The sequence below is a fragment of the Pseudomonas fulva genome, assembly GCF_023517795.1.
GTDB classification, from domain to species: Bacteria; Pseudomonadota; Gammaproteobacteria; order Pseudomonadales; family Pseudomonadaceae; genus Aquipseudomonas; species Aquipseudomonas fulva_D.
Window position 1 is genome coordinate 1,038,615 of the sequence record NZ_CP082928.1, and the last position, 14,953, is coordinate 1,053,567.

Consider the following 14,953-nt stretch of genomic DNA (forward strand, 5'->3'; position numbering starts at 1 on the left):
GCGACTATTAAAAACGACTACAAAAATCTCAAAAACGCCGCTTTCTACGCTTGTAAATGATTTTGAACGGCGCGACATCGCGCCGCACCCAAGAAGATTTAATAGCGTTCTCTTTCTGGACATTTATTCATGATTGCCGCATTAACCCCTCTTTTACCGGCAAGAAGCCAAGATCTTATCGGGATAATTCAGCATGAAAAATAACAATATCTCCGATAACTTGTAGTCATGAAAAATAATTACTCCATGAATATTGCTTACCGGCCTGCTCTGTTTGCAGAATGCCGCCGTACGACTTTGGTCGACACCGCCCCTCTGCCGCCCTCTGGGTGAATCTGCAACGATCGCAGGAGATGCAAGCGTGCACATTGGTGTTCCACTCGAAACCCAGGCAGGCGAAACGCGGGTGGCCGCGACGCCGGAAACCATCAAGAAGCTGATCGGCCAGGGCCATCGGGTTACCGTCCAGAGCGGTTCCGGCATTGCCGCCAGCATTACCGACGCGGCCTATGTAGCCGCCGGCGCCAGCATTGGCGATGCAGCGGCAGTATTCGGCGCCGAGCTGGTACTCAAGGTGGTGGCGCCGACCGATGCCGAACTGGCGCTGATGAACAGCGGCGCCGTGCTGGTGGGCATGCTCAACCCGTTCAGCAACGAAACCATCGCGCGCCTCAACGCAGCGGGCGTCACCGCCTTCGCCCTGGAAGCGGCGCCGCGCACCTCCCGCGCCCAGAGCCTGGACGTGCTGAGCTCCCAGGCCAATATCGCCGGCTACAAGGCGGTGATGCTGGCGGCCAATCACTACCCGCGTTTCATGCCCATGCTGATGACCGCCGCCGGCACGGTGAAAGCCGCCCGCGTGCTGATCCTCGGCGCCGGCGTTGCCGGCCTGCAGGCCATTGCCACGGCCAAACGCCTGGGCGCGGTGATCGAGGCCTCCGACGTGCGCCCGGCCGTGAAGGAACAGATCGAATCCCTCGGCGCCAAGTTCGTTGACGTGCCATTCGAGACCGACGAGGAGCGCGAGTGCGCCGAAGGCGTCGGCGGTTACGCCCGGCCGATGCCGGCCTCGTGGATGGAGCGCCAGGCCAGGGCCGTGCACGAACGTGCCAAGCAGGCCGACATCATCATCACCACCGCGCTGATTCCCGGCCGCAAGGCGCCCACGCTGCTGCACGAAGCCACGGTCGCCGAGATGAAGCCCGGCTCGGTGGTCGTCGACCTGGCCGCCATCCAGGGCGGCAACTGCCCGCTCACCGAGCTGGACAGGGTGGTGGTCAAGCACGGCGTGACCCTGGTCGGCCACGGCAACCTGCCGGCCCTGGTCGCTGCCGATGCATCGGCCCTGTATGCGCGCAACCTGCTCGACTTCCTCAAGCTGGTGATCAAGGACGGCGCCTTCCACCTCGACCTGGAAGACGACATCGTCGCCGCCTGCCTGATGTGCCAAGGCGGCGAGATCAAACGCGTCAACCCATGATGGCCACCCTCTCCTCAGGGAGAGGGCCAATCACTACAAAAAGGATCACTGCGATGGATCTGATTTCCGACGGCATCTACAACCTGATCATCTTCGTGCTGGCCATCTACGTCGGCTACCACGTGGTCTGGAACGTCACCCCCGCCCTGCACACGCCGTTGATGGCGGTGACCAACGCCATCTCCGCCATCGTCATCGTCGGCGCCATGCTTGCTGCCGCCCTGACCGTCACCCCACTGGGCAAGACCATGGGCACCCTGGCCGTGGCCCTGGCGGCGGTCAACGTGTTCGGTGGCTTCCTGGTCACCCGGCGCATGCTGGAAATGTTCAAGAAGAAAACCCCGAAAGCCGCGGCGGAGAAGCAGTGAAATGAGCATGAACCTGATCACCCTGCTCTACCTGGTCGCCTCGGTGTGTTTCATCCAGGCGCTCAAGGGCCTGTCGCACCCGACCACCTCGCGGCGCGGCAACGCCTTCGGCATGGTCGGCATGACCATCGCCGTGCTCACCACCCTGGGCCTCATCCATAAGCTGGGCAGCGAGCTGGCGGTGCAAGGCATCGGCTACGTGATCGTCGGCCTGCTGGTCGGCGGCACGGCCGGCTCGATCATGGCCAAGCGCGTCGAAATGACCAAGATGCCCGAGCTGGTCGCCTTCATGCACAGCATGATCGGCCTGGCCGCGGTATTCATCGCCATTGCCGCGGTGGTCGAGCCCCAGTCCCTGGGTATCGTCGCCAGCATCGCCGACCCGATTCCCGCCGGTAACCGCCTGGAGCTGTTTCTTGGCGCGGCCATCGGCGCCATCACCTTCTCAGGCTCGGTGATCGCCTTCGGCAAGCTGTCCGGCAAGTACAAATTCCGCCTGTTCCAGGGCGCGCCGGTACAGTTCGCCGGCCAGCACCTGATCAACCTGCTGATCGGCATGGCCATCGCCGGCCTGGGCCTGTATTTCACCTTCACCGGCAACCTCACCGCCTTCGCCGTGCTGGTGGCCCTGGCCTTCGTGATCGGCGTGCTGATCATCATTCCCATCGGCGGCGCGGACATGCCGGTGGTGGTGTCGATGCTCAACAGCTACTCGGGCTGGGCGGCCGCCGGTATCGGCTTCTCGCTGAACAACTCGATGCTGATCATCGCCGGCTCCCTGGTCGGTTCCAGCGGCGCGATCCTCTCGTACATCATGTGCAAGGCGATGAACCGCTCGTTCTTCAACGTCATCCTCGGCGGCTTCGGCGGTGCGACCGACGCGGGCCCGGCGGCGGGCAGCGGCGAGCAACGCCCGGTGAAATCCGGCTCTGCCGACGATGCAGCGTTCCTGCTCGGCAACGCCGACAGCGTGATCATCGTGCCCGGCTATGGCCTGGCCGTGGCTCGCGCCCAGCACGCCCTGAAGGAGCTGACCGAGAAGCTGGTCCACAAGGGCGTGACCGTGAAGTACGCGATCCACCCGGTGGCGGGCCGCATGCCCGGCCATATGAACGTGCTGCTGGCCGAGGCCGAGGTGCCCTACGACCAGGTGTTCGAGATGGAGGACATCAACGCCGAATTCGGCCAGGCCGATGTGGTGCTGGTGCTCGGCGCCAACGACGTGGTCAACCCGGCGGCGAAGAACGATCCCAAGTCGCCGATCGCCGGCATGCCGATCCTCGAAGCCTTCAAGGCCAAGACCATCATCGTCAACAAGCGCTCGATGGCCAGCGGCTACGCAGGCCTGGACAACGAACTGTTCTACCTGGACAAGACCATGATGGTGTTCGGCGACGCCAAGAAGGTCATCGAGGATATGCTCAAAGCCGTAGAATGACCCGCAAAGGGGCGCGCTAGAGCGGCCGCGCCCCTTTCGAGTGCAATTCGGCGTCAAGGGAAAAATACAGCAGCGCTGATTGGTAACGAGAATCGGTGTTCAGAAAAATAAATAGCTAAGCAACTATGCCGAACAATCGTAACTGTACCGCAATGAAAAATCTGAAAATTTACATATTTTCAGAGCAAAGAACTGCCAAACACGCCAAGTCACGGCAAATTCACAAACACCGGTACAGTTACAATCTAAATCACAGGCACAGTTACAAAGCATCCTATCTAGTGCTCGGCTAATTTACTCCAGCTGTGGCTACTGCAAATCCCGCGCGAGGACGAAAATGGACGCCAGAACCTAACCAATCCCGCCAAAAGCGGAAGGATGCACGCCATGGAACGTACCCTCAGTTCCGATCTGCTTGTCGACAACTCGTCCAAACCTGCCACCAGCCTGCCGCTGAACATCCTGGCCACCCTGCTCCTGTGGCAGCGCCGGATCGTCAGCCGCCGCCAACTGGCGCGTCTGGACCCTCGCCTGCTGGCCGATGCCGGTATCAGCGAAAGTCAGCGTTACGCCGAACTGAGCAAACCGTTCTGGCGCTAATCGCGACACCTGAGCTTCTCCCGCAAAACCCCGCCGGCATGCAGCGCCGGCGGGGTTTTGTCGTTATGGGGCGCGATTGATCGAAGCCTGAGCGCCTCGTAAACAAAGCTACACAAACTGTGCAGGTGTTTTTCTACAGCGGCCTGCGGAGCGGTTAGAATGGGGCTTTCCGTGAGCCGTAGAGACCAAGCCCATGCCCATCGTCCGCACCCTCGCCTTTTGCAGCCTGTTCGGCCTCGCCGCCTCTGCCAGCGCCAGCAGCTTCGTGGTGACCACCGACACCCTGGTCGATGCACTCGCCGCCACCATCGACACCACCTCCAATGCGACCTCCTCGGTGGTCGACAACAAGGTCGTGCTGGCTGCCAGGGATGACGCTGCCAGCTTCGTCGCCAGCCAAGGCGCCGTGCGCGGCGCGCACCTGGAAACCGCCCTGCGCCACATCCGCGAGCGCATGCCCAGCCTGCAGGCCGATGATGCGCAACTGGCGCAGGCCATCCTCGCCAATTAAGCGCATGTCGTTACCGGAACTGCGGCACAGGTTCCTCGTCCAAGCAGCCAATCAAATCCCATTCGGAGACCGTTCATGAAGCGTCCGTTGTTAGCCGCCACCGCCTCGCTGGCCCTGTTCGCCGGCGCCGTGCAGGCCCAGACCCTGGTGGCCACCAGCAACATCATCGTCCGCGCGCTGGATCGCACCATCGACTTCACCTCGGATACCACCACCTCGATCCGCGACATGAAAGTGGTGATCGAAGCCCGTGACGACGCCGCCAGCTTCGTCGCCAGCCAGGGCGATATCCGTGGTGCCCAGCTGGAAGCCGCCTTTGGCGCGCTGCGCAGCCAGGTTCCCGAGGCCCAGAACGCCTCCGATCAGGTACTCGCAGAAGCCATTCTCGCCCTGTGATGGCCGCCCGCGGCTGGCTTCTGTTGCTGACCCTGCTGGTCAGCACGGCCAGCCACGCCCAGTTGCAGTTCGCCCTCGACGACGCCGGGCTCGCCGCCGACCAACGCCTCGCCAGCCAGACCCTGCTCGACGAAGCCTACAACGCCTTGCCGCCACGCCTGCGTGATGCGGTGGATCGCGATGTGGTGGTGCGCTGGATTCCGCTGCCGGAAACCATCTACGGTCGTGCCGGGCGTCTTAGCGGCATCGAACTCAACGCCGCACTGCTGCCGGGCCTTACCGATGGCAGTGCGGCGACCACCCGCAACGGCCGCCCCCACGGCACGGTGCGCCAGGAACTGCTGGCCACCGTGCTCCATGAAATGACCCACCTTTACGACCGTGGCGCCTACTGGAGCGCCGAACAGCGCACCCTGCTGCGCCGCTGCCAGCGCCAGAACACCGACCTGGGGCCGGTCGGCCTGCGTGCCGAATGCCGTGGCCAGACCGAGCGGCGCTTCACCCTCAGCGACGAGCCACGCCTGCTCGACCTGGCCGGCTGGCCGCAACGCGTCGGCAAACGCGGTGAACGCGACACGCACAACGGTCAGGTCGCCCGCAGCCCGGACAGTTACGAGCTGAGCAACCCGCGCGAGTTCGTCGCGGTGAACATGGAATACTTTCTCCTCGACCCCGAATACGCCTGCCGCCGCCCCTCCCTGGCGCGCTTTTTCAGCGCCCATTTCGGCTGGTCGCCAGACAGACAGACGCCCTGCGGCAGCGGCTATGCCTACCTGAACGCCGGCCGTGATTTCGACAAGCAGGCGCTGGCCAACCTCGACCCCGAGCGCGTTTACCAAGTGGATTACCTGCTCGCCGAAGCCAACCAGAACATGGCCAGCCGCTGGGGCCACAGCATGCTGCGCCTGGTGATCTGCGCACCGGGCCGGCCGCGCGGGCCGGATTGCCGGCTGGACCTGGACCAGCACCTGGTGCTGTCCTACCGGGCCTTCGTCAACGACGTGCAGCTGTCGAGCTGGGACGGCCTGACCGGCGCCTACCCGTCGCGGCTGTTCGTGCTGCCCCTGGCCCAGGTGATCGAGGAATACACCAAGGTCGAGCTGCGCAGCCTGGCCTCGGTGCCCCTGAAACTGCCGCGCGAACGCCTGGAGCAGCTGGTCGCCCGCGCCGTCGAGCAGCATTGGAGCTACGACGGCGATTACTTCTTCATCTCCAACAACTGTGCGGTGGAAACCCTCAAGCTGCTGCGCAGCGGCACCGCCCATCCGCGCCTGCAGAGCCTGGACAGCATCACCCCCATCGGCCTGCTGGAAGTACTCGAAGCCCGCGACCTGGCCGATGGCAGCGTGCTGGACGATTCCCGCGAGGCGCTGCGCCTGGGCTACCGCTTCGACTCGTTCCGCGACCGCTACCAGGCCATGTTCAAGGTGCTGCAGCAGCGCCTGCCGATCCGCCAGCAACGCGTCGAGGACTGGCTCGAACAGCCATCGGCACAACGCCGCCAGTGGTTCGAGCAGGCGGACCTGCGCGCCAGTGCCGCCATGCTGCTGCTCGAACAGGCCGCCATGCGTCGCCAGTTGCTGCTCTCCCAGGACGAACTCAAGCAGCGCTACCTGACCGGCCGCGCCGCCAAGGATCCGAGCCTCAACAAGGCCGGCGACGCCCTGGAGCAGATCCTCGCCAACACCGGTTTCCTGAGCCGCCCGGCCGAACTGCTCGAAGGCGGCTACGGCCTGCCGCAGCAGGAAGAATGGCAACGCCTGGAAAGCGAAACCCGCACCCGCCAGCAGCAGCTGAGCCTGCTCAGCGCCGACCTCGACGGTGAAGTTCGCCGCCTGCTCGAACCCCAGCGCCTGGCCGAGCTGGAAGCCAACGAGGCCAACCTGAAGCTGCTTGGCGAGCACCTGCGCAAGCTGCACAAGGCCAGCGGCGGGCTGCAGCTGTAGGGACGCGCCGCCGCTTCCCTGGCGATGTGCGCCACGTCAAGATCCTGCCAGCAATCCTGTACACGGGATTTTTTATGTAGAACTTTTCAAAACCGCTTCCAGTCGGACTTTCGCCCCCTGACTGGAAGAGCCGATGCCCGAACTTACCCTGCGCATCGCTGAAGTAGCCACAGGCCACGACGCGCGGTTTCCTGCCGCCCATCGTTTCAGCGAACTCACGTCCCTGCTGCAGCAACCGGCCTTCGATGCCGTGGTGCTGAGCGCCACCGAAGCCGAGAACCTGGCGCTGCTGCAGGCCCTGCGGCGCCAGCCGGCCTATCGCCTCAGCCTGATCTATTGCGCCAGCCAGACGCCGCTGGCCAGGGCCCTGGGCGACGGCCCGGCGCCTGCCCAGCCGGACAGGCTGCAGCAGGCCTGGCAGCAATGGCGCGAGCGCCTCAACCTGTTCAACAACGGCCGTGCCCCCGAGGGCCTGGAAGCCCAGCTGCTCGCCTACCTGTGGCTGCGTGCGCCTGGCACCCTCAAAGCGGTACGCGCGCCCTCGTCGACCAGGCACTACGTCTACCCGCTGGTCGAGGCGCTGGGCGACGACCAGGTCAACGGCCTGGCGCTGGTACAGAACCTGGCCCAGCGCAACCTGCTCGACAGTACCGCGCTGGTCGATCGCATCCGCCTGTGCCGCAGCTGCGGCAGCGGGCAGCTGAACTACGTCGACGTGTGCGTGGAGTGCAACTCCCTGGACATCGCCCGCCAGCCGTCGCTGCACTGCTTCACCTGCGGGCATATCGGCGCGCAGACCGAGTACCTCAAGGACGGCGCGCTGGTCTGCCCCAACTGCCTGACCCGTCTGCGCCATATCGGCACCGACTACGACCGGCCGCTGGAGAACTACAACTGCAACAGCTGCGATGCCTTCTTCGTCGATGCCGACGTGCAGGCGCGCTGCCTGGACTGCGGCGAGCACCACGCCCCGGACGAGCTGCAGGTGCGCGAGATCCGCGACTACCAGCTCTCCGAAGGCGGCCTGCTGACCTCGCGCCAGGGCCTGGAGCGCAACACCGCCAATTACTTCAACGGCCTGTCGGTGGTCGGCGTCAGCACTTTCAAGACCCTGCTGGACTGGCAGCTGGAACTGATCGAACGGCACAAGGCGCCGACCTTCGCGCTGCTCGGCATGCGCTTTCGCAACCTCGGCCGGGTACTCGAACGCCTGGGCCCGCAGCGCGGCCACGCGCTGCTCGACACGCTGATCGAACGCATCCAGGTGGCCATCCGCGACACCGACCGCTGCACCCGCACCAGCGAAGAACAGCTCTGGCTGCTGCTGATGTACACCGACTCTGCCGGCCTGCGCCGGGTGGTCGAGCGTATCAATGAAATCAGCGAGCTGTTCGTCGGCGAGGACCTGCAGGACATCCGTCTGACCACCAGTGGCTGCGTGGCGCCCAGCGGCCTGATCGACAAGGAAGATGCCGAACTGCTGATGGCCCGCCTTGCCGGAGAACTCTGATGAACGCGCTGGTCGAGCACCTGCACGCCTGGCTGGGCGAGGTCTACGGCGCCAATGGTCATTGGCGGCTGTTTCTCATGGTCTTCCCGTACTTCCTGCTGCTGGAGGTGCCGCTCAACCTGATGGTGCTGCTCGGCACCCTGCGCTGGTTCGTGCGCAAGCGCAGTGCGCTGCCGCTGCACAACACCTGGCATCCGCGGGTGTCGTGCATCATCACCTGCTACAGCGAGGGCCGCGATGTCGAGCTGACCCTGCGCAGCCTGGCCGAGCAGACCTACCCCGGGATGATCGAGATCATTCCGATCGTCGATGGCGCGGCCGCGAACAAGGCGACCACCGAGGTGGTGCGGCGCTTCAAGGCCGAGCAGCGCCTGCCACGCAACCGGGTGATCCGCCCCATCGCCAAGTGGCAGCGCGGCGGCCGGGTGTCGTCGCTCAATACCGGGCTGGCGTACAGCACCGGCGAGATTCTCATCAACGTCGATGGCGACACCTCGTTCGACAACGACATGGTGGTGCGCATGGTCAGTCACTTCCGTGATCCCAAGGTGCCCGCCGTGGCCGGCAGCCTGCGGGTGCGCAATGCACGACAATCCTGGGTGGCGCGCATCCAGGCGCTGGAATACCTGCTGTCGATCCACATGTGCAAGATCGGCCTGGCCGAGTGGAACCTGGTCAACAACGTGTCCGGGGCGTTCGGCGCCTTTCGCCGCAGCTTCCTGCAGCAGATCGGCGGCTGGGACACCCACACCGCCGAGGACCTGGACCTGACCCTGCGCATCAAGGCGTATTTTCGCCGCTACCGCCTGCGCATTCCGTTCGAGCCCCAGGCCATCGGCCACACCGATGCACCGGCGACCCTGCGCGGCTTTCTCGACCAGCGCCTGCGCTGGGACGGCGACCTGTTCTTCGTCTACGTGCGCAAGCACCGCCATGTGTTCACGCCGCGCCTGCTGGGCTGGCCGAACTTCCTGATGCTGATGGTCAGCGGCCTGTTCTTCCAGCTGGTGCTGCCGTTCATCATCCTCGGCTACAGCCTGGTGGCGGTGATCATCCTGCCGTTCACCGCGCTGCTGTTCTATTCCCTGCTGATCTACGCGCTGTACCTGGCGATGAGCACGCTGCTGTACCTGGGCCTGATGCTGATGGTCAGCGAGCGGCCGCGGCAGGACCTGCGGTTGATCTGGGTGCTGCCCTTCTATCCCCTGGCGATGTACGCCCTGCGCTGCTGGAGCGTGGTCGCCATTCTCAATGAAACCCTGCGGCGCGGGCACGAGGAATCGAGCATGGCGCCCTGGTGGGTGCTCAAACGGGCCAATCGATTCTAAGGCGTTACTACTCAATGACTGCACCACGACCTTCACGTCTGCTGCTGCCGCTGCTGTGCTGCGCGCCGCTGCTGGCAGGCGCCGCCCCCCTGACGCTCGAGCAGGCCCTGCAACAGGCCGACGACGGCAGCCCGGCGGCCAATGCCGAATTGCAAGCGCGCTACGCGGCCCGCGACCAACGCCAGAGCGAATCCGGCTGGGAGATGTTCGGCAACGCCAACGTCGGCCGTTACCGCGAACTGGTGACCGACGACGTGCGCGACGATTACTACGGGCGTAGCTTCGCGGTCGGCGTGCGCTACCCGCTGCTCGGCAGCCTGCGCCGGCGCATGGACGCCGTGCGCGACAGCGAGCGCGACATTCGCCTCGGCGAAATCGAGCAGGGCTATCGCCGCGCCCAGCAGCGCCTGGCCATCCGCAGCAGCTACGCCGACTGGTGGCGCGCCACCGAGGAGCAGCGCCTGTGCAGGGATGTCGAGCACGCCGCCCGTGAGGCCGAGCAGCAGGTGCAGGCACGCCTGGACGGCAAGTGGATCCTGCCGTCCGACGCCCAGCTGATGCGCAGCGAATGGACGGCAGTCACCCAGCGTTGCGCCATGCAGCAAGGGCTGCTGGAAGACATCCGCGCCAGCCTGCAAAGCCTTGGCGTGCAGGTCGACGGCAACGACACGCCGCTTGCCTCGGCCCTGGCCAGCGAGCCGCAACCCTTGCAGGCCTGGCAGCAGCAACTGGAAAGCAACCCACGGGTGGCCGGGCGCAACGCCGAGCTGGCCAACGCCGAGCTGGGCCGCAAGCAGCCCTGGTACAGCGCCATCGAGTCCTACGTCAACGTCGCCCAGACCCTGGAGCAGCGCAGCGGCGCCCCTGATGATGGCAGTGGCCTGAGTGCCGGCGTCACCTTCTCCGCGCCCTTCGACCTGCTCGACTACGGCTCGGCCCGCGGCCGCGAAGGCGAGGCGCGCTACCAGGCGGCCGTGCAGGCGCTGGAGCGCGAGCGTGGCGCTGTGCTGCGCGAACTGGGCAAGGTGCTGGAACAGCAACGCCGCGAGCTCAACGAATACCGGTGGCGCAGCGAACGCCGCGCCGCGCTGGACACCCTCATCGCCGAGCGCCGCCAGCGCGGCAGCCTGGATGCCGGCGAAGCCAGCCTGCGGCTGCTGCAGGCCGAGGTCGATCGCTACAACGCCGGTTTCGCGCAGATCTCCGCCTGGCACGGCGCCTGGCTGCAGGATTCGGCGCTGCGCCTGTTCGGTGATGACAGCCCGGGCTTCGAGCGCCTGCTCGGCAACCGCGTGCTGCACTGGCAAGGCGACAACAGCGTGATGCCGACCCAGGTGGCCACGCAGGCGCAATGGAGCCAGGGCGTGTACATCTGGGACAGCATCGCCCTGCTAGACCCAGGCCAGCGCCCTGGCCAACTGGACGCCCTGCAGCAGGCCGGCATCAGCCAGCTGCATGTCGGCCTGACCAGCCTGCAGGTCGCCGACATCCGGCGCACCCACCAGGCGCTGCGCGAACTGATCCAGGCCGCCCACGCCCGGGGCATGCAGGTCAGCCTGCTGCTCGGCGATCCGGACTGGATGAAGCCCCGCCAGCGCCAGGGGCTGATCGAGCTGATCGGCCAGCTCCGCGACCTGCCGTTCGCGGCCCTGCACCTGGACCTGGAAGTCGAACAGCTGGGCTGGCCGGTGCCCGACGGGCGCCTGCGCGACTGGCTCGCCACCGTGCGCGAGGCCAAGGCCGCCGCGCCCTGGCCGATCAACCTGTCCAGCCACCCGCGCTGGTTCGACGAGCAGGCCAACCGCCAGCCCTGCGTGCCCTGCGAACTGCAGCGCATCGGGGTCGGCGAGATCAGCCTGATGATCTACACCCGCAACCCGCAAAGCAGCGCCAACCGGGCCCTGGCCATCGCCAAGCAATGGCCGGCCCTGAAGCTGCGCCTGGCGCAGAGCGTGGAGGCCGATCAACCCGCTGACCTGAGCTGGGCCGACGCCTCCCACACACAATTGCAACAACAGGTAGTGAACTGGCAGAACGCTCTGCGCCCGGCTGGAGTGGGCGGTATCGACTGGCAATCCTGGACCGATTACCCGAGAAGCCGATGAAGATACGTTTCAATAGCCCGAAAGAACGACACCCGACCCAGGACCACGGCATGCAGGTGCTCTACGCCCCCGGCAAGCGCCTGGCCTTCCGCCTGCGCTGGTACCTGATCCTGTTTCTGATCCTGCTGCCCGCCCTGTGGCTGGCCGGGCGCTACGGCCTCGAACTGATACGCGTCGAGGCGCCGGCGCTGGTGCGCCTGCCGAGCATGGAAGTGCGCGCCATGCAGCCCGGCCAGGTGAAAAGCATCCCGGTGCAGGCCGGCGATCACGTCGATGTCGGCACGCCGCTGGTGGAGCTCGACAACCCCGAGTGGCGCCTGCGCCTGAACCTCCTGCAAGGCGGCGCAGCACCGGCTGCCGCGCCAGCTGGCGACCTTGGCACGCGCAACCGCGCCGTGCTGCAGAGCCTGGTCAGCCGTGCGGCGCAGCGGGTCGCCGACACCCGGCGCCTGGTCCAGCAAGGCGCAGCCACCCGTGGCGAGTTGGTCGAGGCACAGAACGCCCTGGACAGCCGCCAGGCCGAATTGCTGGCCTTCGAGCGTAGCCTGAGCGGCGGCGGCAGCAGTGAAGGTGAACGCTACGAGCGCCAGCAGCAGCTGGAGCGCCAGTGGCTGACCGGGCAGCTGGAGCAGATGAAGGTCAGCGGCAGCGAACCTGGCCGGGTCGCCGAAGTGGTTACCGCGCCCGGCGAGAACGTCGGTCCGGGCACCCTGCTGATGCGCCTGGAACGCAGCGGCCCGGCGCAGCTATGGGTGTACCTGGATCCCAAGGACGTCGAGCACGCCACTCCTGGCTCCCCCCTCGACGTACGCCTGCCCGACGGCAGCTGGATCAGGGCCGAAGTGATCAACCCGGCGGAAAGCGCCAACCCACTGCCCAGCGATCTGCGCCAGCCGTTTCGCAGCCCCACCCGTGGGCTGATGGTGCCGGCGCGCTTCACCGAGCCGCTGGCCAACGAATGGCGCGTCGACTCGCTGCCGGTGCAGGTACGCTTCCCGAACGAGCATTTCACCCTGTTCGGTATGGGCTTCTAGGCTCAGTACGAAAAGTACCTGCGCTCGGTGATGCTTCGTTAAAAATCGGTTCGGACTGCTCATTTACAACTCGTAAACTCCGCGTCCTCACCGATTTTTGCCTCGCCTGACCTTCGCTCGGAGACTTTTCGTACAGACCCTGCACACAGGGTATGCGGCGTCCGCCTGTGCAAAGCAGGCGGATGCGCTCTCAGCGCCACCCAATCAGGCTACCGCGTCGGGAAAGCGGACCACCGCACTGAAGCCCCGGGGGCAGGCATTGCTGAAGCCGATGGAGCCGCCCAGCTGGCGGGCGATCATGCCGACGATGGCCAACCCCAAGCCGGCGCCCTGGGGATTGCCGGCGCTGTGGAAGCGCTCGCCAAGGCGCGGCAGGCGGGCTTCTTCGACGCCAGGGCCCTGATCGATGACCTGCAAATGCACGCCCTCGCCTTCCCGGCACACACGCACGCTCACCTCGCTGCCGGGTGACGAGAAGGTCAGCGCGTTGCTGACCAGGTTCTGCAGCAGGATGACGATCAGGCCGCGATCGCCCCGAATCACCGCGGTCTCTTCGGCATCGAGGGCCAGGTCGATCCGCCGGTTGATCGCCAGCGGGGCCAGGTCGGCTAGTTCCTCACGCACCACGGCGGTCAGGTCCAGCGGCTGCAGGTTCTGCGCCGGCGCCTCCAGGCGCGCCATGGTCAGCAACTGGCTGGCGATACGGGTGGCGCGGTGCACGCCGTGCTTGAGGAACGCCAGGGCTTCTTCGCGCTCCTGGGCGCTCTCGGCTTGCTCCGCGTTACGCACATGGATTTCCAGAATCGCCAGCGGGGTGCGCAGCTCATGGGCGGCATCGGCGATAAAGCGCCGCTCACGTTCGAGCAGCGCGCGCAGCTGGCTCAGCACGTCATCCAGGGCCAGGCGCATGGGTTCCAGCTCCGGTGGCAGCGGCCCGGCCGGCAAAGGCTCGAGGCTGTGCTCCGGGCGCTCGCGCAGTTGCCGGGCCAGGCGCTGCAGCGGGCGCAAGCCCCAGCCGAGCAACAGCCAGATGAACGCGGCCAGCAGCGGCAGGCAGATCAGCGTCGGCATCAGGGTGTGCTGGAGAATCTGGTGGATCAGATCCTGGCGCAGGTCTTCACGCTCGCCGACCCAGATGCGCAAACCGCCCGCGCTGTCGTCGAGCAGCACGCCGCACCACTCCTGGTCGTCGACGAAGAAGTCGTGAATGCCCGGCGACGGCAGCTTTTCCAGGTGCGGCGCCTGCTCGGAACGCACCAGCAGGTTGCCGTCCTGATCCCACACCTGGAAGGCCAGGTTGATTTCGTAGGGGTGGGAGAACACGCCCTCGGCCGAGCGATCCAGGGCGCCATCCAGGGCCTGGCGGACGAACTGCCAGTCCACCGGGCGGCCATCGGGCTGCTGCAGCATGCCCTGCAGCACCCGCGCGGCCTGCACCAGTTGGGCGTCATAGACCGCCTCGGTCTGCCGGTGGCTGTCGCGCAGGGCGAGCAGCACCAGGGCCAGGCTGCCGGCCAGCACCAGGGCGATGGTCGGTGCCAGGATGCGCGTGCGGATGGAAATCATGGTTTCTGCTCCACCAGGTAACCGACCCCGCGCACGGTGCGGATCAGCTCGCTGCACAGCTTGCGGCGCAGGTTGTGGATCAGCACTTCCAGGGTGTTGCCCGGGCCGCTTTCCTGCCAGCCATACAGCGCATTGGCGAGGCGCTCGCGGGTCACCACCACGCCGGGGCGAACCAGCAACTGGTGCAGCAGCTGGTACTCCATGGGTGTCATCGGCACGCTGCGGCCCTGGTAGCGAACTTCCTGGGTGGAGGGATCGAGGGTCACGCCGGCGAATTCCAGCACCGGCTGGGCGCGGCCCTGGCTACGGCGCAGCAAGGCGCGGATGCGCGCCTTCAGTTCCTCGGGGTCGAAGGGTTTGACCAGGTAGTCGTCGGCGCCGGCGTCCAGCCCCCCGATTCGATCGTCCATGGCGTCGCGGGCGGTGAGCACCAGCACCGGCACGGCGTTCTCGCTGCGGGCACGCAGTTGACGCAGCAGGGTCATGCCATCCAGGCGCGGCAGGCCGAGGTCGAGCAGCACCAGGTCGAACCGTTCGCTGCGCAGCGCGTGGGCGGCTTCGACGCCGTCCTCCAGCCAGTCCAGGGTATAGCCTTCGCCGCGCAGGGCGACGCGGATCCCGCGCGCCAGGGCACGATCATCTTCAACCAGCAGGACACGCACGGCACGCAC

Annotated in this window: 13 protein-coding genes; 11 read left to right on the forward strand and 2 right to left on the reverse strand. The window is 66.0% G+C overall.

What is annotated here, in order from left to right:
• Positions 1 to 361: 361 nt before the first annotated feature.
• From K8U54_RS04695 to K8U54_RS04745, 11 genes are all read left to right on the forward strand, one after another.
• Complete coding sequence (locus K8U54_RS04695) at positions 362 to 1,480, forward strand: Re/Si-specific NAD(P)(+) transhydrogenase subunit alpha (protein ID WP_249909082.1); 1,119 nt, start codon at positions 362 to 364, stop codon at positions 1,478 to 1,480.
• Between the two features lie 53 nt (positions 1,481 to 1,533).
• The gene (locus tag K8U54_RS04700; RefSeq protein WP_249909083.1) at positions 1,534 to 1,848 is read left to right on the forward strand and encodes an NAD(P) transhydrogenase subunit alpha; all 315 of its coding nucleotides are present in this window, start codon (positions 1,534 to 1,536) and stop codon (positions 1,846 to 1,848) included.
• Between the two features lies 1 nt (position 1,849).
• Complete coding sequence (locus K8U54_RS04705; RefSeq protein ID WP_249909084.1) at positions 1,850 to 3,286, forward strand: NAD(P)(+) transhydrogenase (Re/Si-specific) subunit beta; 1,437 nt, start codon at positions 1,850 to 1,852, stop codon at positions 3,284 to 3,286.
• 387 nt (positions 3,287 to 3,673) lie between these two features.
• The gene (locus K8U54_RS04710) at positions 3,674 to 3,886 is read left to right on the forward strand and encodes a DUF1127 domain-containing protein (protein WP_070884157.1); all 213 of its coding nucleotides are present in this window, start codon (positions 3,674 to 3,676) and stop codon (positions 3,884 to 3,886) included.
• A gap of 193 nt (positions 3,887 to 4,079) precedes the next feature.
• Positions 4,080 to 4,397 carry a DUF2388 domain-containing protein gene (locus K8U54_RS04715; RefSeq protein WP_249909085.1) on the forward strand — a complete coding sequence of 106 codons (318 nt, stop codon included), beginning with the start codon at positions 4,080 to 4,082 and terminating at the stop codon, positions 4,395 to 4,397.
• Positions 4,398 to 4,472: 75 nt separating this feature from the next.
• A complete protein-coding gene (locus K8U54_RS04720; RefSeq protein WP_070884159.1) occupies positions 4,473 to 4,793 on the forward strand; it encodes a DUF2388 domain-containing protein in 321 nt (106 codons plus the stop codon).
• Positions 4,793 to 6,739 carry a DUF4105 domain-containing protein gene (locus K8U54_RS04725; protein ID WP_249910397.1) on the forward strand — a complete coding sequence of 649 codons (1,947 nt, stop codon included), beginning with the start codon at positions 4,793 to 4,795 and terminating at the stop codon, positions 6,737 to 6,739. Before K8U54_RS04720 ends, K8U54_RS04725 begins: the two co-directional genes overlap by 1 nt.
• A 133-nt stretch (positions 6,740 to 6,872) precedes the next feature.
• On the forward strand, positions 6,873 to 8,249 hold the full coding sequence (locus K8U54_RS04730; RefSeq protein WP_249909086.1) for a diguanylate cyclase domain-containing protein: 1,377 nt from the start codon (positions 6,873 to 6,875) through the stop codon (positions 8,247 to 8,249).
• Positions 8,249 to 9,577, forward strand: a complete 1,329-nt coding sequence (locus tag K8U54_RS04735; protein WP_249909087.1) for a glycosyltransferase family 2 protein — start codon at positions 8,249 to 8,251, stop codon at positions 9,575 to 9,577. Before K8U54_RS04730 ends, K8U54_RS04735 begins: the two co-directional genes overlap by 1 nt.
• 14 nt (positions 9,578 to 9,591) lie before the next feature.
• Positions 9,592 to 11,682, forward strand: coding sequence for a hypothetical protein (locus K8U54_RS04740; protein WP_249909088.1), 2,091 nt, complete (start codon positions 9,592 to 9,594; stop codon positions 11,680 to 11,682).
• Entirely contained in the window at positions 11,679 to 12,716 is a 1,038-nt protein-coding gene (locus K8U54_RS04745) for an HlyD family secretion protein (RefSeq protein WP_249909089.1), read from the forward strand. Before K8U54_RS04740 ends, K8U54_RS04745 begins: the two co-directional genes overlap by 4 nt.
• Positions 12,717 to 12,920: 204 nt before the next feature.
• On the opposite strand, the gene K8U54_RS04750 is transcribed toward K8U54_RS04745, so the two are convergent.
• Positions 12,921 to 14,282, reverse strand: a complete 1,362-nt coding sequence (locus K8U54_RS04750; RefSeq protein ID WP_249909090.1) for an ATP-binding protein — start codon at positions 14,280 to 14,282, stop codon at positions 12,921 to 12,923.
• Complete coding sequence (locus K8U54_RS04755) at positions 14,279 to 14,944, reverse strand: response regulator (RefSeq protein WP_249909091.1); 666 nt, start codon at positions 14,942 to 14,944, stop codon at positions 14,279 to 14,281. The genes K8U54_RS04750 and K8U54_RS04755 overlap by 4 nt, the downstream gene beginning before the upstream one ends.
• Positions 14,945 to 14,953: the final 9 nt, after the last annotated feature.